The organism is Geotalea uraniireducens (genome assembly GCF_027943965.1).
GTDB classification, from domain to species: domain Bacteria; phylum Desulfobacterota; class Desulfuromonadia; order Geobacterales; family Geobacteraceae; genus Geobacter; species Geobacter uraniireducens.
In genome coordinates, this window is the sequence record NZ_AP027151.1 from 2,572,226 (window position 1) to 2,591,046 (window position 18,821).

16 protein-coding genes and 2 tRNA genes are annotated in these 18,821 nt (G+C 48.3%); all 18 read right to left on the reverse strand.

Annotation, left to right across the window (positions count from 1 at the left end):
- Positions 1–7: 7 nt before the first annotated feature.
- Positions 8–1,213, reverse strand: a complete 1,206-nt coding sequence (locus QMN23_RS12045) for an O-antigen ligase family protein (protein ID WP_281999555.1) — start codon at positions 1,211–1,213, stop codon at positions 8–10.
- Between the two features lie 16 nt (positions 1,214–1,229).
- Positions 1,230–2,378, reverse strand: a complete 1,149-nt coding sequence (locus QMN23_RS12050; protein WP_281999556.1) for a hypothetical protein — start codon at positions 2,376–2,378, stop codon at positions 1,230–1,232.
- Between the two features lie 51 nt (positions 2,379–2,429).
- Positions 2,430–3,866, reverse strand: coding sequence for a right-handed parallel beta-helix repeat-containing protein (locus QMN23_RS12055; protein WP_281999558.1), 1,437 nt, complete (start codon positions 3,864–3,866; stop codon positions 2,430–2,432).
- Positions 3,859–5,136 carry a polysaccharide biosynthesis C-terminal domain-containing protein gene (locus QMN23_RS12060; protein WP_281999560.1) on the reverse strand — a complete coding sequence of 426 codons (1,278 nt, stop codon included), beginning with the start codon at positions 5,134–5,136 and terminating at the stop codon, positions 3,859–3,861. The genes QMN23_RS12055 and QMN23_RS12060 overlap by 8 nt, the downstream gene beginning before the upstream one ends.
- A 95-nt stretch (positions 5,137–5,231) precedes the next feature.
- A complete protein-coding gene (pseI, locus tag QMN23_RS12065) occupies positions 5,232–6,284 on the reverse strand; it encodes a pseudaminic acid synthase (protein WP_281999561.1) in 1,053 nt (350 codons plus the stop codon).
- A complete protein-coding gene (gene pseH, locus QMN23_RS12070) occupies positions 6,281–6,841 on the reverse strand; it encodes a UDP-4-amino-4,6-dideoxy-N-acetyl-beta-L-altrosamine N-acetyltransferase (protein WP_281999563.1) in 561 nt (186 codons plus the stop codon). The genes pseI and pseH overlap by 4 nt, the downstream gene beginning before the upstream one ends.
- 10 nt (positions 6,842–6,851) lie before the next feature.
- Positions 6,852–7,949, reverse strand: a complete 1,098-nt coding sequence (gene pseG / locus QMN23_RS12075; protein ID WP_281999564.1) for a UDP-2,4-diacetamido-2,4,6-trideoxy-beta-L-altropyranose hydrolase — start codon at positions 7,947–7,949, stop codon at positions 6,852–6,854.
- A 10-nt stretch (positions 7,950–7,959) separates the two neighbouring features.
- Positions 7,960–8,646: a pseudaminic acid cytidylyltransferase gene (pseF, locus tag QMN23_RS12080; RefSeq protein ID WP_281999566.1), complete on the reverse strand. Its 687-nt coding sequence runs from the start codon at positions 8,644–8,646 to the stop codon at positions 7,960–7,962.
- Positions 8,643–9,806 (reverse strand): UDP-4-amino-4,6-dideoxy-N-acetyl-beta-L-altrosamine transaminase, encoded by a 1,164-nt coding sequence (pseC, locus tag QMN23_RS12085; RefSeq protein WP_281999568.1) that lies wholly within the window; start codon positions 9,804–9,806, stop codon positions 8,643–8,645. Before pseC ends, pseF begins: the two co-directional genes overlap by 4 nt.
- 1 nt (position 9,807) lies before the next feature.
- A complete protein-coding gene (gene pseB / locus QMN23_RS12090) occupies positions 9,808–10,827 on the reverse strand; it encodes a UDP-N-acetylglucosamine 4,6-dehydratase (inverting) (protein ID WP_281999569.1) in 1,020 nt (339 codons plus the stop codon).
- 70 nt (positions 10,828–10,897) lie between these two features.
- Positions 10,898–12,148, reverse strand: a complete 1,251-nt coding sequence (locus tag QMN23_RS12095; protein ID WP_281999570.1) for a GumC family protein — start codon at positions 12,146–12,148, stop codon at positions 10,898–10,900.
- Between the two features lie 248 nt (positions 12,149–12,396).
- Positions 12,397–13,140 carry a hypothetical protein gene (locus QMN23_RS12100; RefSeq protein WP_281999571.1) on the reverse strand — a complete coding sequence of 248 codons (744 nt, stop codon included), beginning with the start codon at positions 13,138–13,140 and terminating at the stop codon, positions 12,397–12,399.
- 54 nt (positions 13,141–13,194) lie between these two features.
- Positions 13,195–14,208 carry a hypothetical protein gene (locus QMN23_RS12105; protein WP_281999572.1) on the reverse strand — a complete coding sequence of 338 codons (1,014 nt, stop codon included), beginning with the start codon at positions 14,206–14,208 and terminating at the stop codon, positions 13,195–13,197.
- Positions 14,209–14,469: 261 nt separating this feature from the next.
- A complete protein-coding gene (locus QMN23_RS12110; protein WP_281999573.1) occupies positions 14,470–16,905 on the reverse strand; it encodes an IPT/TIG domain-containing protein in 2,436 nt (811 codons plus the stop codon).
- A 5-nt stretch (positions 16,906–16,910) separates the two neighbouring features.
- The gene (locus QMN23_RS12115) at positions 16,911–17,588 is read right to left on the reverse strand and encodes a hypothetical protein (RefSeq protein WP_281999574.1); all 678 of its coding nucleotides are present in this window, start codon (positions 17,586–17,588) and stop codon (positions 16,911–16,913) included.
- A 412-nt stretch (positions 17,589–18,000) separates the two neighbouring features.
- Positions 18,001–18,075 (reverse strand) — tRNA-Glu (locus tag QMN23_RS12120).
- Positions 18,076–18,148: 73 nt separating this feature from the next.
- Positions 18,149–18,223: transfer RNA gene (locus QMN23_RS12125), tRNA-Gln, on the reverse strand.
- A gap of 51 nt (positions 18,224–18,274) precedes the next feature.
- Positions 18,275–18,817 carry a 2-oxoacid:acceptor oxidoreductase family protein gene (locus tag QMN23_RS12130; RefSeq protein WP_281999575.1) on the reverse strand — a complete coding sequence of 181 codons (543 nt, stop codon included), beginning with the start codon at positions 18,815–18,817 and terminating at the stop codon, positions 18,275–18,277.
- Between the last annotated feature and the right edge of the window lie 4 nt (positions 18,818–18,821).

The following is an 18,821-nucleotide window of genomic DNA, read 5'->3' on the forward strand; positions in this document are numbered from 1 at the left end:
CGATAAACTAACCGCTTATTGTATTAACTTGTGATTTTTTTGTATAATTCAAAAAAGCACCTATTGTCATAAAAATTGGAATCATTACTTGATAAAAATATGTTGGATTTGAAAACTGTAAACTTGTTTGCATACTAACTATCAAAACAAATGTTAAAAAAAACAGCCTCTTGTCAAAATTATTGACACATCGTTGGTATGATTTTACAAGAAAAATATAATAACCAACAAAATATAACAACATCCCAACAATACCAGTTTCAGTAAATAACCATAATATCTCAAAGTGTGGGCCTACACCAACAAATCCGGTCATTTTTTCAAACCATAAGGAAAAGTCACCTAGGCCCAATCCGGTAAAAATATCAACAAAACGAAACTGTGACCAAACTGTGTCCAATATCAATAGTCTAAATATAGTCGATGAATCAGATTGCAACTCATTTGAATTAAATATAAATCTGTGACTTAAATCAGACAATCGAAAAATATAAAAAGCGGCCAAAATAAATATCGTAACAACGATAAACATGCCAATAGATTTACGCCTAGTTCTTGACACTGTCAGCAAATATATTAACACAAAAACAACAAATACAATTAATATAAACCTAGTTTTTGTTAGCAGTATTGTCACAAAAGCTAGAAAAGCAATTAAAATAGTTCTAGCAAGCTTATTATAATTAAAGAAAATGCAACCCACTGCTGTTACATATATTGCACTTGCCAAACCAGGAGCACTACCTACTGATCCAACAACTCGCATAGCAGAATTAATATTCATACTACGGCCAGTTAATAAATCAACAAGTGCCGAAAGGGCATATATTACAAATGTCAATATAAAATATTTATTTAACAAATATACTGATTCTTTGATATTATAAAACAAGACCACTATTGTCCCATAAATAAACCAACGTACCCCTGTTGGGGTATATGCAATATAAGGGTTTTTTATAATCGATACTATTAAACCAAATATAACAAAAATGAATATTGGTACAATCAATTTTGGAATAGCAATTCTTCTAATTAACAACAATCTAAATAATAATAATGTCAATATTACCAATATCACTATAAACCTGAAAACACTATCTACAGATTGCCCATCGTCATTTACGCTAACAAAAAAATAACCTGGCAGTGCTACAACAATAGCAAATATAATAATAAAAATATGGTCTGTTCTAGATATAATACTTTTCACAATAGTTATTGACCGGTTAAATCATAAAATAACCTTCAAGAATCTTATCGACCACAACATTTACTCCGTCAGTATTTTCATATGAATGCATAACTACATCTCTGTCTGGTGTAATCAGCCCCAATATACTAATGTCGTTTGACTTTATGTAATAGTCGTCATCACTAAAAATGGAGTTTCGAGCAAGGTCAATATTCTTAGTATATATCAATACAGGCAAATTTAACTGTTTAGCTTCATACGCAACAGTTGAGACAGATGTGACAACCACTGTAGCCCATGATAAATCATCAAGAAGTAAATTTTCTTTAAAACTCAAATTAACATTTGGCGGGTAAGCAAATTTCAAATATTCATCTTGTGACTCTCGTGGATGGACTCGTATTCTAAAATTTACATCTGGGTGGTTATACGCATATTCACTCAGATCAACAATATCCATCCATTGCTTTTTAGCTAGATCTACTTCACCATGCCAGATAAAAGCGCTTGTTATGTATAACACATTAAATCCACTATGTTCTCTACATTGGCAGTACTCTGAAACTAACGATCGAATCCTCGGAAGGATTATAGTTTGAATTTCTTTATTAACCTGGGCTGTTAAAACTTTTTTAACATAATCATCCATAACATAAATTTGATCAACTGAAGAATGCCCAACGTGTGAAGGTAAAAGCCAATCAACATTAAGTAATTCACCTAAAACAAATAAATATTTTTTTAAATACCTTGATATAGATTTAATAGAGAATGAAAATTGCCATGGGAACAATAACCCATCCAAAAGCAATATAGAAAAACCATTTTGACATTTTACTCTTCTCAACAGAATTCTTTGAATAGCGCCATCATTCCCCATGACAAGCACTTTAATGTTCTTTCCTAACGCCGCAATAAATTTATAGTTATATATTAACCACAACATCCTCCTTATCTTGCCAGACAAATAAAAATTAATAGGATGCTTAATGGGCAATCCTATTACATCAACATTGCTTACATTGTTGCAAACTGACTGACCAGTTACCGAATCTAAAGATATATATTTGATTATGTCGCGTGGTACACCTTTTAAAATTAAATCATCAATTATCGCCTGAAAATTTCGTAGGTGAGTCTCATTTTGCACTACAAAAACAATATAACCATTTTTAAATAACATACACAACAAACCCCAACATAAAATCTTATTAGATTGCAAACAGTTAACAAGCTAATTATATTCAACATTTCCAGCTTTGCGCCTTAAAATCTGACCTTTCAAATTACCATTAAAAGAATTATCAACAAGGACCGCGGTGCCATTTTCAACGCTAACCCCATAATTCATATTATTAGTAATAGTAGTAGATCTAACCACCACGTAAGCATCATAAACATTAATACCATTCCCCCCACAATTTGCGGCAATACAATTTTCTATGTTAACATTTGTTGCGTTTGCTGAAATATTATAGCAATGCGATCCTGCCTTATAAACAGCAGAATTATTCAATACGATTCCTGATGACCCATTAACTATAGAAATACCATATTGCTTAGCATTGTAAGAATTTAAATTCTTCGCTAGCACATTAGTTGCGGGTGCATTTGGGTGCCCAAAATTAATCCCATGGAAATATCTGTTATTTTTTACTGTTACATCATCCAATTGTGAATCCTTACAATCAAATGACACTCCTGATGCACCAGCGTTTTCTGAATAAAGTCTATGCGCGATATTATTTTTACCTGAGAATTGGAACCCACTCCAACTGTCATTACCACCAATTGCTTTCAAATTTATCATATATGAGTCATCACAATTTTTTAACCAAAAACATTCCCTACCATAATCCGTGCCAGAAGAGTCATGGATGGAAATATTCCTGGAATTTTCAACTAATATTAGAGCTCCGGTATATTTTGCTGAAATATTTATTGGAAAATAGTTGCCTACTACATTCTTCACTGCAAACTCTGTATTTGTACAGTTATTGAAATGTACAAGCATATGCCTTGTATCATTTCCATATTGCTGTAACTTATTCCCGCTTAATGTCCCCTCCCCAACAATCTTAATATTATTGTTACCATTGATAGGATCTGAATTCTTTAAAATAACTGATCCAGAAACAGAATTCCTAGGCAGTTGTAATACACCATCAATAACAAGCTCTCTATCGTTAGGAATAGAGATATTTATACCATCGTAAACTTTGTTTTTCCTCCATCTAGTCCTGTAAAATGAATTAACAGCCCTTTGATTGGCACTATTATCATCACCCCACCATTCAGGATAGTCTTCGGAAATAGAATTATTCCCAAAAATTACTTGCCCTTCCCCATAAAATATATGTTTAATAGGTGCTAAAAATTTCCCAAGAATTATAAATTTACTTTGCTTAGAACATGTAAAAGAACCATCTTTTGCAACTTCAACAATTCTATCTACTGGTATAGTAACATTATCAATATCAATTTTGGTATTAATAACTATTATTTTATTCTTTTTGGATTCGTTCATTAATGCATCTTTTAAACTTTGTAAACTATTTACAGATACTTTTTCTAATTGGTAATCATCAGCTAAGCACAACGTTATCGAATAAAAAGATATGCTTAAAATCACCAATACAATTGCTATTTTATTTATGATAATTTCAATCATTACATAACTCCTTATAAACATTGTTACGATTTAGAAAACTCAAAATTGCGATCTTTAACAAGCAAAGACAACACATGCCAATTAATACCGATATTGCCATGCCATTCGCACCATATTGAGGAGTTAACCACATAGAAAATGCTATAAATATTAATACTGATATAATACTCACAATTGCAATTGATCGATCTGCTTTACGTGAATATAATGCATAGTGTGGAACCATACTAATACTGTATATACCAACTGCAATTATAAGAACCCAGAGTATTGTTATATGCTCGGAATATACTTCCCTTCCTATATAATTAAGAATAGGCTGTATAATTGAAAATAATCCCACAATAAATAGAATAAATAAAACAACAATACCAACTGCCAAATTTTTTAAATGATGTTTATATTCATCTAATCTATCGGTACGGTATGCTGACACTATAAGAGGATAGTGCCTGGATATTACACCAGCATCAGCAAATGATTGGAGTGCATTAGCTATGCTCATAAAAAAACTATAAATTCCAACAACAGCTTTTCCTGAAAATAAATCCAGGAAATAACGATCGAATGTAAACAAACCACGCAATGCTAACGTACCAAGTAAAAATTGTATAGCCACTTTAAAACCCCGCCTAATCCATGACCAATCAATATGATTACCTATTTGGGACCTTCCAACCACATTAATAACTCCCCAAAAACCTAATACAATACTAAGAGCAACACCAATCGACCATCCAATCCAGATAGCAGTTAGTCCTTGGGTTTCGTGCTTGAATTTGAAAAGTGTCACCACTACATATACCCAAGCACCTCCGCGAAAAAACAGAGTTACATTAGCTAATGTAACCCTTGAACATATAACTAACAATCTACATAACTCTTGCGATATATGCTCAAGGCTCAAAACCAAATAAAACCATCCAGCGATATGCCAAGGAAGCAATCCTGTCAAGAACACTAACAATAAAAACGGCAACATAACAAGATACACACTTCCGTAAAAAGCAAATTGGTTTAGAATGAGTTTACCCCATAAATCTTTACGAATAGACAGCATTTCGCGTTGTGCATAAGTATAAAAGTCTAGACCCAACAAATAGTGTGAATAACTGACTGTAGCTGTAAATAAACCGTAAATTCCAATATCGATAGGATCTAGCACCTTAGCAAGATATACTAACAAAAAGAACTTGCTAACTAAAGTTAGCCCTCTAAGTATTATATTAACCATGCTTTCGCAAATACATTTTCTGTCAAACCTATTCATATATTATCACTTAAAAAATATTTTAATGTTACACAACTTAATATTGCAACCAAACATTTACGTTCGTACCAATAGGGATGTTTGATTACCAATTTTCAAAACAGATCAAAAGAAACGGGAGTTCCCCGCTGAATGTCTTTCTGCACTGACTTACCAAGTAAAATATAAATAAATTTTGGCGGCAAACCATATCCTGGCCTGATGGCCCGAACATTATCACGAGTAAACTCCTCACCAGCCTTCATATCCTTTATAACATACAGAGAACGCCTATAAGCAAGTGACGGTTTCTCCCCCTCGGTCGGTCCGTAACTGATTCCCCCCAGCGCCTGCCAGGCACGCTCCGTCTCCACCACCAGCGACTGCAGTTCTTCCGGCTCCAGCGAGAAGGCCGCGTCCACCCCACCGTCGGCCCGGCGAAGGGTGAAGTGCTTTTCGATCACCGTGGCCCCCAGGGCGACGGCGGCGACCGCCACTCCCGTCCCCATGGTGTGGTCGGAGAGCCCGGCTTCGCAGCCGAACAGCTCGCGCAGGTGGGGGATGGTACGAATATTGGTGTTGGCCGGCGTTGCCGGGTAGGTGCTGGTGCACTTGAGCAGAATAAGCCCCGGGCAGCCGGCTTCCCGGGCGACGCGGACCGTTTCGTCCAGTTCGGCCACCGTCGCCATGCCGGTCGAGATGATCATCGGCTTGCCGGTGGCCGCCACCTTGCGGATCAGCGGCAGATCGGTGTTCTCGAAGGAGGCGATCTTGTAGCACGGCACATTGAGCGTTTCGAGGAACTCGACTGCCGTTTCGTCGAAGGGGGTACTGAAGCAGATGAGTCCCCGCTCCCGGCAGCGGGCGAAGATCGGCGCGTGCCATTCCCAGGGGGTGTGGGCTTCCTGGTAGAGTTTGTAGAGCGAGGTCCCCTGCCAGAGGCTGTTCGGATCGCCGATGTGGAATGCCCCTTCGTCAAGGTCGATGGTCATGGTGTCGGCGGTGTAGGTCTGCAGTTTCAGCGCATGGGCACCTGCCGCGGCGGCCGCATCGACAATCGCCAGGGCCCGGTCGAGGGACTGGTTGTGGTTGCCTGACATCTCGGCGATGACGAATGGTGGCTGGTCGGCGCCGATGATCCGGTTGCCGATGACGGTTTGTTGCTTCATGGGGTACCTTCTTCCGGGGCGAAGGGGGTGAAGTGTCGTTTGTGCGCTTCCCACTGGTCGTTGAACAGGGAGAAGGAGATGATGTCGTGATACTCGCCGTCTTTCAGCACCTGGCGAACGAAACATCCCTCCTGGACGAAGCCGAGCCGGCGGTGGAAGGCGATGCTCGCCTCGTTGAAGGCGAACGCTTCGCCGATCACCTTGCGCAGGCCGAGTTCGCTGAAGATGTAGTCGAGGCCGAGGTAGCCCATGGCGGTGCCGCTGCCGCGGGGGGCATCGGTTTCGCCGAGGTAGAATCCCCAGTAGCAGGTGCCGTTGCGCCGGTCGATTCGGACAGCGTTGACAACCCCGAGCGGCCGGCCGTCGACGGCGAAGAGCAGGGTCCGGGCCGTGTCGGATTCCTGCAACCGGGCAAACCAAGCCCGATGCTCCTCCCAGCTGATCAGGTGGTCGCTGTACATGTTGAGGCGAATCCGTTCGGAGTTGCGCCATTCGAGGAGTCTCGCCAGATCATCTTCGGTAACGGGCCGCAGGGTGCAGCGGTTACGTTCCAGCATGGTTCTCTCCTTACTTGCAGAGGGCCGCTACCAGCGGGTTGTCCCGCCGGGCGGCGTCGCCCATCAGCGCCAGGGCCCGGCGGCCCATCTCGCGGACCGCGGCAGGATTGCGGACGGCCCAGGCCAGCTCCGTCGCCAGTCGGTCGCCGGTTACCTCGTTATGCCAGCCCAGGTTGTGGAGGGCGCCGTATGCGGCCACCGCCTCGACTACCGCCAGCTGATTCCGGGCGAGGATGGTGGCGGCGGCGGGCAGGCCGAGGAAGCAACGTTCCCAGGTGGCTGTGCCGCCGGCGCCGAAGGCGAAGTCGGCTGCGGCCATCAGCCGGGCGATGTCGGGAGTCTGGCAATGGTAGGTGACTCCCGGCAGGCGGGCGCAGCGCTCTTCGATCTCCTGCCGTTGCCGGTTGGCCGCGCCAACGACGACGTCGGCCCGGATTTCCCCTGCTGTGCGGTCGGCCAGGGCGGCGAGCGCCTTGGCGGTTTCACCGGTATCGTCGGCACCGCCGAAAAAGATGAACAGCCGCCGGATGGTGCCGTCCCGTTCGGCCAGCGCTTGGCGGGCAGTATAAAATTCCTCGCGGAGCAGGGCGAAGCGGGGACCGAGGAACAGCCGACACTGTGCGGGAACCAGCCCGGCGTAGCGGTTGGCGCCGTCGCGGTAGTAATTCTGGTCCAGGAGGAGGTCGCAGTCGTGGCGCCGGTCGGCCAGGTCGTCGATGACCATGATCCGTCCGACCAGGGGCCGGAGCTGTGTTTCCCAGTCCTCGTCGAGCCCGTAGTGATCGACGATCAGCCAGTCGGGACGGAGCTCCCGCAGATGTGCCGCCGTTTCCCCGGCGTCGCGACCAGGGGGGACGCCGAGCCAGGATTCCGGTGCCCCGGCGGAGCCCGGCGTTGCCTCCGGCGGCGGGAGCATGATCGCCCGATAGCCGTGCTGGGCGATCACTTCGCCGAGTTGCCCCGACAGCTCCCGGCAGAGGAAAGAGATCGTTGCTCCCTGCCGGGCCAACTGGTTGGCCAGGGTCAGACAGCGCATGACATGACCGCTGCCGATCCTGAGCGAGGCGTCGCAGCGTATGACGACCGATGGCCTGCCGTTACTGCTCATTACGCTCCCCTTAGCCGCAGAGGGCCCGGTACATCCGTTCGGCGGTTTCCCAGTCCTCGGGGGTATCGATGTCCTGGACCAGGTGGCGCGGGATTTGTACCGGCACGGCATCGGCGGAGAACAGCCGGCGCTCCGCCAGGTACTTGCCGGTGTCGACCCAGTAGAACTGGCCGGCGTCGTGGTACGCTTCGCCGAGGTCCTGGGAGCGCTTCTCCCGGTTTTCGGGCCAGATCATCTCCAGCCGGCCAAGGTCGTTGAGCTTGAGCGCCCGGAAGATGCACGCGGGAAAGGTGGCGACGGAGAATGCCGAGGTGGCTTGGTGGTGGCAGAGCAGTTCGAACCCCTGGCGGAGATATTCGCTCCGGACGAAGGGGGCGGTGGCATAGATGCAGCAGCAGTAATCGGGCCGGCGAGCATGCTCCTCCAACCACTGCAGCCCGTGAAGCAGGACGGCGTCGGTGCCGGCGAAGTCGTCGGCTAGCTCGGCGGGGCGGATAAACGGCACTTCGGCGCCGTGACCGCGGGCCACGTCGGCAATCTCCCGGTCGTCGGTTGAGACGATGACCCGCTCGAACAGACCGGATTCGAGGGCCGCCTCGATGGAATAGGCGATCATCGGCTTGCCGGCGAACGGCTTGATGTTCTTGCGCGGGATCCGCTTGCTCCCCCCCCGGGCCGGGATAATCGCCACGTTCATCGGCAACACTCCCGCAGCGCAGCAATGACCCGCTCCTGGTCCGCCTCGGCGAGGCCGGCATAAAGCGGCAGGGTGATCGCTTCGCGGTAGTAGCGCTCCGCTGCGGGAAAGTCGCCGTCGCGGAAGCCGAGCGCCCGGTAATAGGGCTGAGTATGGACCGGGATGTAGTGCAGGTTGACCAGTATCCCCCGCCGGCGCAGTTCCTCGAAGATTTCCCGCCGGCTGGCGGCCAGTCGTTCGAGCCGGAGGCGGATGACGTAGAGGTGGAAGGCGGAATGGCCATCCGGATGCTGCCAGGGGAGGTCGAGCGGCAGGTCGCGGAGCGTTTCGTCGTAGCGGGCCGCCAATCGGTGCCGCCGGGCGACGAATTCGTCGAGCCGCGTCAGCTGGCTCAGCCCGAGGGCCGCCTGGATGTCGGTGATCCGGTAGTTGAAGCCGAGTTCGATCTGCTGATAATACCACGGGCCGTCGGCCTCGCCGGTCATCAGCGCCGGGTCGCGGGTGATGCCGTGGCTGCGGAGCCGGCTCAGCCGGGCGTGCAGCTCGGGGCTGTTGGTAAGGACCATTCCCCCTTCGCCGGTGGTGATGATCTTGACCGGATGAAAACTGAAGACCGTCATGGCGGAGTAGCGGCAGTTGCCGATCTTCTCCTGCCGGTAGCTCCCCCCCACCGCGTGGGAGGCGTCCTCGATGATCGTGAAGCCGTACCGCTCCGCCAGCCGGGCAATCTCCGCCAACTCGCACGGCTGGCCGGCAAAGTGGACCGGGATCACCACCTTCGGCAATCGACCGTCCCGGGCGGCCTGCGCGAGCTTCTCCGCCAGCCGGGAGACGCTCATGTTGTAGGTGCGCGGATCGATGTCGACGAAGTCGACGGCGGCGCCGCAATAACGGCCGCAGTTAGCCGAGGCGACAAAGGTGTTGGGTGTGGTCCAGAGAAGATCGCCGGGACCGAGTCCCGCCGCGAGACAGGCGATGTGCAGGGCCGAGGTGGCACTGTTGACCGCCACCGCGTGGGCGGCACCGCAGTAGCCGGCCACCGCCTGCTCGAAGCGTTCTACCGTCGGCCCCTGGGTCAGCCAGTCGGAACGAAGCACTTCCACCACCGCTTCGATGTCGGCGGCGCTGATCTCCTGCCGGCCGTAGGGGATGGGCTTCATACTAAAAACCATCGCAGGTAAAAAGAGGATCAACGTGGAGGGTGATCAACTTGCGAATCGCCTCGACCGACAACCATTGATTGTTAGTACCGCTATTATATGCAAATCCTGGAGAACAGAACTGCCCATCGAATGCCTTAGCAAATCCATTAACATCCCAGAGCTTCATCGAGGGGAGGATTACAAAATAATCCTTGAATTCAATCGTATTTATAGCGTCAGTCTCTGTTACCATCTCCTCGTGCAATTTCTCACCAGGCCTAATTCCAACAACTTTATGCGGGCAATTGGGTGCAATCGCCCGGGCAACGTCAGTAATTCGATAGCTTGGAATTTTAGGCACATAAATCTCCCCGCCCCACTGAATCTGCAAAGCACGCAGCACCATTTCAACCCCCTCATCCAGCGAGATATTGAAACGGGTCATCCGCTCATCAGTAATTGGGAGCACCCCTTCTTGACGTTTCTTGAGGAAAAACGGGATAACACTCCCCCGACTTCCCATGACATTGCCATATCTCACCACCGACAGTTTAAGATCCCGGTGCCCTTTCATGTTATTAGCTGCAACAAACAACTTATCTGAACAAAGCTTGGTGGCTCCGTAGAGATTGATCGGTGCCGCGGCCTTGTCAGTACTGAGTGCAACTACCTGCTTGACATGACTTGACATACAGGCATCAATTACATTTTGGGCACCCATCACATTGGTTTTAATACATTCCATTGGATTGTATTCAGCTGCCGGAACCTGCTTAAGAGCAGCAGCATGAACGACAACATCAATTCCCTCCATTGCACGCATCAAACGAGCTTGATCACGGACATCACCAATGAAATAACGCAATTGAGGATACGCCAGAGAAGAAAACTGCTGGGACATTTCGAACTGTTTGAGTTCATCACGAGAATAAATAACCAATCTGGTTATCTCAGGGTATGATGTAAGAACAGTTTCTACGAATTTCTTGCCAAACGAGCCAGTACCGCCGGTAACAAGTATGGCTTTATTTTTTAACATATTAACCAGAACCTCTTATAAATAATCTGCTTATCTTCAATAAATCTCTTTAAAAAACTACAATATATCATTAAAGCCTATGCTTTAAATCTGATTTAACATTTTTAGTCAACAACACTGAACCAAATAGTTGTGCCTTAACTCTGGTCCAGCGTTCAATATCATTAGATTGCATATTAGCAAAACAGTTTCGCATTACTATATAAAGTATCGCACTAATCCCACCCAAAAAAGTAGCTGACATAATAATTATGAGTCGTTTAGGTTTTGTTTTTTTATCAGGAACTCGCGCATGTTGAATCACCTGAATGCTAGTTACATCTTTTGCCTCTGAAAGTTTTGTCATCTCATACTGTTTTGTAAGCAATTCGACTAAAGCTTCTTGGATTTTAAATTCCCTCATGAGACGGATGTATTGTTCTTTTAATTCAGGAACTGCTCCAACCCCAGGAATGGCTCCACCAGCCCTACTGCCTTCTAAGCGATCAAGTTGTGACTTAAGGTTTGCTATTGATGTCTTGGTGCTTATCACTTCATCACTTGAATCCGTAAATTGGCGTCTAAGAACGGCTAATTGCATTTCCTGACTAACCAGTTGCGCCTTAATTTGAGCAATTCCCTCAATAGTTGCTGCTGCTTGATCAGAAACCGAAACCATCTTATATTTGGATTGAAAATCCTTAACGGCATCTTCAGCTTTCGACAAGTCTCCTTTTGACTTCACCAAGCGCTGTTCAAGATAATTTTTATTCTCACTTGCACCGGTAACGTTAAGTTGAACAGTCAGCTTTTCTAGCTCTTCGACATAGGCATTCGCCATATTTGCTGCACGCTGTGGGTCTTCATCCTCAACCGTAATAGAGATAATTCCATCCTTCTTTCCTGCTGATATATCAACATTTTTATCAAGTGATTTATATGTATCAAAGCGGTATCTATCATCGTATACCTTCATAAGATTAAAGCGATCTATGATAGCATCTGAAACAGCGTTGCTGTTAAGAATGCTAACGTAGGTATCGGCAGAATTTCCTGCTCCTAACAAATCATTTGCTAAGTTAGCCATTCCACTGCCTCCCATCTGCCCTACCATCAATCCAAGCATTCCAGGATCTTGCTGGGGAGGAAGAATCATTGCTGTAGAACTATAAATTTTAGGGAGAGAAAAACTCACGACGACAGAAAGTAAAAATGCTATCCCAGTAGTATAAATTATGACTTTTTTACGCGCAGCTATAATTTCTAAATATTCAAGAATGTCCAGGGTTTCAGACGGGTCTGAGAAACCATGATTAGTTTCTGTGCTTTGCTGCTGAGTCATTTAGTACTCCAAGGATATACGATAATTATAGAACGAATTGTCTGAACTCTTGCACGATCTAGCATTAATTAACTTCAATGTAGGAGGAAAATCATAGGTCTCCAGGAGGATGTAAAAACCCGGCTTACACTGACCGCACTGCGTAATATTGATTCAACCGGCATTACTAGTTACTGATAAACAACAAAAAAATGCTAAAGGGTTAATAGCTAACCCTTTAGCATTCTGATATCAAATCTGGTTATATATTAAAAGAGTGCTTTCCAAGCATAATTATCAGTTGCGTCTTTAGCACAGACTTCCAAGGCATCTGCAACCCCTGTAGCAGACCGGGTAAACCATATTGTACCGCGGACAGTCGAATCACAAGTAGGCTTGGTCGTCGCCGTATTAAGTTTGATGCCACCATTAACCTCAATTTTTTGAGTAGGGCTGGATGTCCCCACTCCTATGTTCCCTACTGATGTTATTCTGAGACGTTCAACAGCACTATAGCCTGTAGCACCAGTAGTCCCAAAAGAGAGATATGTTGGGGCTGACGAAGTGCTAGCGTTCGCATCTGTTTCAGAATACGCCTGAACCATTGTCAACCACCTATTACTCCCTCCGATATTCGCACCAAACCCAAAATATCCAAGACGGTCATTAGCCCGCGGCAAACCATTATTAACAGATATGTCATTATTTCTCATAAAACTAAACCCGCCGGAGTCCGTTGCAAGATAACCTGTCGCACGTCCCGGGTTAGACACAAACAAAGCACAGGTGCTTGGATCGCCCGTACCAACCAAATGGAACTTATATATTGGGCTACTAATATTTACCCCAATACTTCCTGTGTCCGTAACCACCATTTTATCCGTAGTCCCAGTCGAATCCTTCACAATCAACTTATTCGCCGCCTGAGCCATCACCGGCATCAAACCTGTCAGCGCAACCGTTATTCCGACCAGAACCTTCCGCTTCATCCCACCGTGAAAAGAACGTTTCATACTCTCTCCTTTCGTGCCTTGGATAGTAAACAAATTCAAACTCTGCGTCAATCCTCAATTTATCACGACATTATCCGGTATCAAGGTGCCTGTCGCAATCGTTACTCCACCAGTTACTGTCGTCAACCCGGTAATAGCTGAATACGACGCGTCAAATCCTCCTTTAAGGGTAATGGTCTTATTTCCATTCATCGTCAAGCCGCCTGCGGGAAGGACCATGGCCTTGGCTTCGATGGTGCTGCTACCCGCCGGCGCATTATCGTATGCAGCCTGAATTGTATCATAATAAACTGGCGTAGTCCCGGCGATCCTTAACGGAGGCATGGTGATAAAACTCGCACTCACCGTAGTGCTGATATTCATCGGCACCACACAATCACCAGTCCCGCTACAGCCTCCACCAGACCAGCCGCTGAACACCGAATAGGCATCAGGGACAGCGCTCAAGGTTACCGACGTACCGGCGTTAAACGGCGTGTAACAGTCGGAAGTACAGGTCAGGCTGGCCGCCGGGATTGCCACCGTTCCCCCGCCGGCTCCGGGGAATTTTACGTCCAGCATGTACTGCGTAACGCCCGATGCCGTTTTATAGGTCGGCAGGAGGATAAAATTCGCCGGGGTTATTGATAAGGTGTTCGTATTGACATCAATAAAATCCAAGCCACTATCAAGGACACTGAACCTTGGGTACTGCCCATTGGTCAAACTACTATCGATAGTGTACGAGAACCTGACTACCGGATTACCACTGGTCGTTATACCATTATTGTTGATCCAGGCATAGCCTGCAGGATCTGCCCCGGGATTAAATGCATCGAAGTACCCCGGTGCCGCAGCTTCGTTCAGTGCCGTTGCGCTTTGAAATGTTGTCCCCGCCGTACTGGTAACCAAGCTGAAATTCATTGCCGCAAGCCCCGTGATCGGCGGCGTAAGGACCACATCAACAGTGGCAGAAACGAGGGGATCAACAGCTGCCTTGACCCCACTACAAAAAACCACCGAATCCATCATCAGCAAAGCCGCACACACTATTTCCCTGCAATACCGGAATAGCATCCTTGTTTTCATGCCCGCTCCTTCAATCGCTTGCTGTTAGACTGCGTTACCGGTGCCGCCTGACGACGGCACCGGTTTTGCGACACATTTTTAACAGTTTACAGCAAAACGATCGAAAAAAGCGAGCATCTTCTTGTGGCATTCCAGGCAATAAATCCTTGCCCTTGTTTTTCCTTTGGTCTCAGAGTGTTACCAACTAGTTGCTACACAATTATAACTTTGTTTTTTAGATTACCATATCTTTACCCCCGCGCAAGCAACCTACCGACAAAATTATTGAACAGCAATCTTGTCGATGGTCGCAGAACCGAGGGAAATCGTCAAACCACTGATCGTTGTATAGCCCGTCACAGAATTAATGGACGTATCATACCCACCCGCCAACGTTACCGCGATATCCCGGTTCAAATCGAAAGCAGGAAAGGTTATCGCCTGGGACTTGATTATAGCCCCTGTCACAGCAGCATTATAGGCATCGAGTAGTGTGCCGTAATAGACAGACCCCATCTGGACATTCGGGATTATATCGAAAGTGGCAGTCGCCGTCTGATTGCCGTTAAGTGTTACCGAACAATTGCCCGTACCGGTACAGGCACCGGACCAGCCGGTGAAGAGCGAACCGCTACCGGGAGTGGCAGACAAGGTCAGCGAGGCCCCGGAATCGAAATCGGAGCTGCAGGTACCGCTGGCACAGGAAAACGAGAGCCCGTTGGTAATACTGTTCACCGAACCGCCGCCGGTACCGGCCACGGTGACCGACAACGTATTTTGCAGGGTAAAGGTATCAGCGCTGGTAGCCGTTCCGCCAATGGTCGTAACGGTCACCGGACCAGTGGTCGCCCCTTGGGGAACAGTAACAAGAATCTGTGATTGCGAAGTAACGCTGATGATGCTGGCTGTAACGCCATTGAACTTTACAACGTTATCGGCTGGTGTCGCACCAAAATTGCCACCGAAGATCGTTACCTGGGAGCCGACTTTTGCCTTGGTCGGCGACAATGTCGAAATAGAAGGAGATGGCGGCGGCGAACCGATAATGCCGAGTTCTACCACTGCATCACCGGGGGCGTTAAAACTTGGCGTAGAGAACGACCAGCCACTCTTGGAAGCCGCCAGAGTAACAAAGTCGCCTCCATCGAGGTTAAGCACCCGCAAGATACCACTTGCGTCAGTAGCTGTCCCGGTGAAGCTGCCGGTCGCCGAATTCAGATAGCCGACCGTATAGGGCGACGACGGATGATATGAACTAGAGGCTGTCGCCGTAACACCACTGACCGGCGAAAAATCCAGGCTATTGAGCACCCGGGCGAAAACGGCGGACTTGCCGGAACCAAGCCCCAGTTCGCTGCCGGTATAAAGATAGTAGGGCATACTGCTGTAGTCGAAACTTGCAGTAAACGTATACAGGGTATCGGTATAGACCGGAAGATAACCGCTCTTGGCAATGATTAGCCTGAATGGTGTGTTGTTACCCGGAAGTCCCGTAAGGGTAAAAGTCCCGTCGGCAGCTGAAGTAGTTGTTTCAAGCGGATAATTTTCCATTGTTATGGTGGCTCCGGCGACAGGGGCATTGCCGGAATCTAGCACCTTACCAGTAAAGGAAACGGTAGATCCAATGTAGAAGGGTTGAGAGCTGGTAACTGGCGATTTACCGACTACAGTTACGGTAAGATTCCCGTTTCCAGTATTCGGCACAACGGCAGTCAAAATCGTGCCATCGGGGGACACCGATGAAGCCGTCACCGAAACACTGTTGCCAAACGTCACGCTGTTGTTGGCTGCCACCGGATCGAAATTGATACCGTGAATGGTGACAGTGCCGCCGACATCCGAGGATGCCGGAGAGAACGCGGAGATGGCCGGCTGGCTCGTCGGGGTGAACTGGGTCTGGTACCCACCCATATTGCCGTTGGCGTCAACCACGGAGATTGTCCAGTAATAGGTATTACCGTCAACCAGCGAACTCTGACTGGCAGTATTATCATAGTTATAAACGACGGATGTATTCCCTGACGGGATCTGGCTATCGCTAGAGGGATTCCAATTCAGGTTGGGACCATTCAGGGAAATCTGATAGGAATAGGCTGTCGGCGGCGCGACGGGTGCCGTCCAGGTAAAGGTTGGTTTATCATTGCCGCTGTAAGGGACCAGCCCCACCGGTGAAACAGGAGTGGGATAACTGTCGATGATTGCCGATATCTGCGCGTTGATCGTTTCCTGACTTCCATCGACATAATAGGTCGTGAATGCATAGGTATCACCAACGTTCACCGAACCGCTCGGCGTGAGCCACCAGTTAAATTCGCCCCAATTGGACAGCCCGAGGGTGGTTGCGGAAATCCCGGGGCCGTTAACCGTGACGTTGACCGGCTGCTTCTGCATCCCCTTCAGAATCAGGCTGAGATTCAGCCAGCTGCTTCCCCCCTCCACCACACCATGGTTGGTTGTGATGGCAGCCTGGGCATTCGCCGCGGCAAGCGTGATAGACGACGCCACCTGATTGTTCGTGGTAACGGTAATCGACGGGGCTGCCCGATCGGCATTCGCCTGTTCGATGTCGCCATAATCCAAGACACCGTCATTGTTCATGTCGAGCACCACGTAAATCTGGTAGGTTACACCGGTGGGAACGTTATTGATGGTATAGCTTTGCGAACCGGACGGACTCGGAATAAGGGCAGTACAGAATACCGGGATATTGACCGGCATAACCGCTACCGGGCCACCAGCAGCGGCCCGGTAGCGGTTATGCCGGTCAAATTAACGGTACCGGTCACCGTCACGCCTGAGGTAGTGGTAACCGACGTCCAGCCGGAAGCTGCCGAGGTCACGCCGACAATGGCCTCTACTTTGTACCAATAGGTGGAAAGCCCGCCGGAATGGGCAAAGAAATTGTTATCGCCGGAAGGGATATCCTTTGTACCGATGACCGCTCCGCCGTTCGACGCGCTCCAGGAAACCCGATACTTGTCGGCAATCGGCCGCCCATTGGAATCCTTGGCGCCATCCCACATCACGAAATTGCCGCCATTACCGCGATAAACGATTATTTGCGGCGCCACCGCATTTACCGTCGCCGGAGTGGTCACGGTAATGGATTGGCCGGTGACATCCGACGAACTGACCGAAACCGGAAGCGAACCGGCCGGATCGTTGGCGTGACGAACGCCATTTCCCTGGGTATCGACAAAAGCCTGGAGTGTATAATTCCCGGAGGGTACCCCGGTGATCGTGAAGGACCCGGCCGAGCTGATGCTCACCCCGGGCCCCTGATCGCCCTGCAAGGCGGTAATGTATATACGGCCACTCTTGCCCGTATTGTTGACGACGGTCCCCGAGATGTTAAAGGCCAGTGCAGCCGTTGCCCCGAGCAGGGTAAAGGCTGACGTCAAAAGAATCAATATCCTGCCAAAAATACGACCAGGTAAGACCATTTCTTTTTTCCTCCTCCAATGGCTAATATATGGGAATCACGAAACGTCGCCAAATGATTTCACTGTAAACGATCGAATGTGCCGTTTACGTTAGCAATAATGATTCCAATAATCGGAATATTTTAAACGCCATGTCATAGCGACAAAACAGGGCAAAGACAACCCAGTTCTCGCTGAGAACTGGGTTATTTAACGGGGAATGGCGCTAATTCGCCAGTTCGAGGCGCCACAACAGTAGTTGATGCTCTTCCGTTGCCAACATGGTCTATGACACTAGATCCGCTTTACCATGCCGCGGAGATGGCCTGACGATGAAAAAATCGTTTGGTAAAAAAAACGGCGCCGCTCTCAATGAGCGGCGCCGTTTCGATGGTGATCCCAAGGGGACTTGAACCCCTGTTACCGACGTGAAAGGCCGGTGTCCTAACCACTAGACGATGGGACCAAACTATGTATTTTGCGTTTCTGCACAAAGTCTGAACGACCGAGGTTCCCTTGCACGACGCGTCATACCTGTTTGGCTGGGGTGCAAGGATTCGAACCTTGGAATGACGGAGTCAGAGTCCGTTGCCTTACCGCTTGGCTACACCCCAACAAGAATTGACCTTATAGCAAAAGCACCGCGCGGCGTCAAGCACATTTTTTCAGCCAGTGGCCCAGGCGGCTCCCGCCTCCATGGCCCGAACGTTGGCGGGGATGAACCGGTGATTCCGTTCCGGCAGCGTTTCTCGAAGCGCCGCTTCAAGGGAAGCAAAAGAAACAGCACCGCTTTTCGTAACATAGGCCCCGACCGCCACCATGTTTACCATCCGGGGATCGCCCAACTCAATGGCAATGTCATTCATCGGGATGCCGAGAAATTCGACGTCGTCACGCGACACCCCACCCATCTCCACGAGTGAAGTATTAACGATACACAGCCCGCCCGATTTGACCCGACCGGCAAACTTGTCAAAGGACGCCTGATTGAGAATTACCGCCACCGAAGGCTCACCGACTACCGGCGAACCGACTTCGTCATCGGCGATAACTACCGTGCACATGGCAGCCCCGCCCCGCTTTTCGACACCATAGGAGGGGAAAAAGGAGACATTCTTTCCTTCATTGATTGCGGCATAGCCGAGCAGATTGCCGGCGAGCAACACCCCTTGGCCGCCGAATCCGGCAATGAACAGATCGTAACGCATAAGT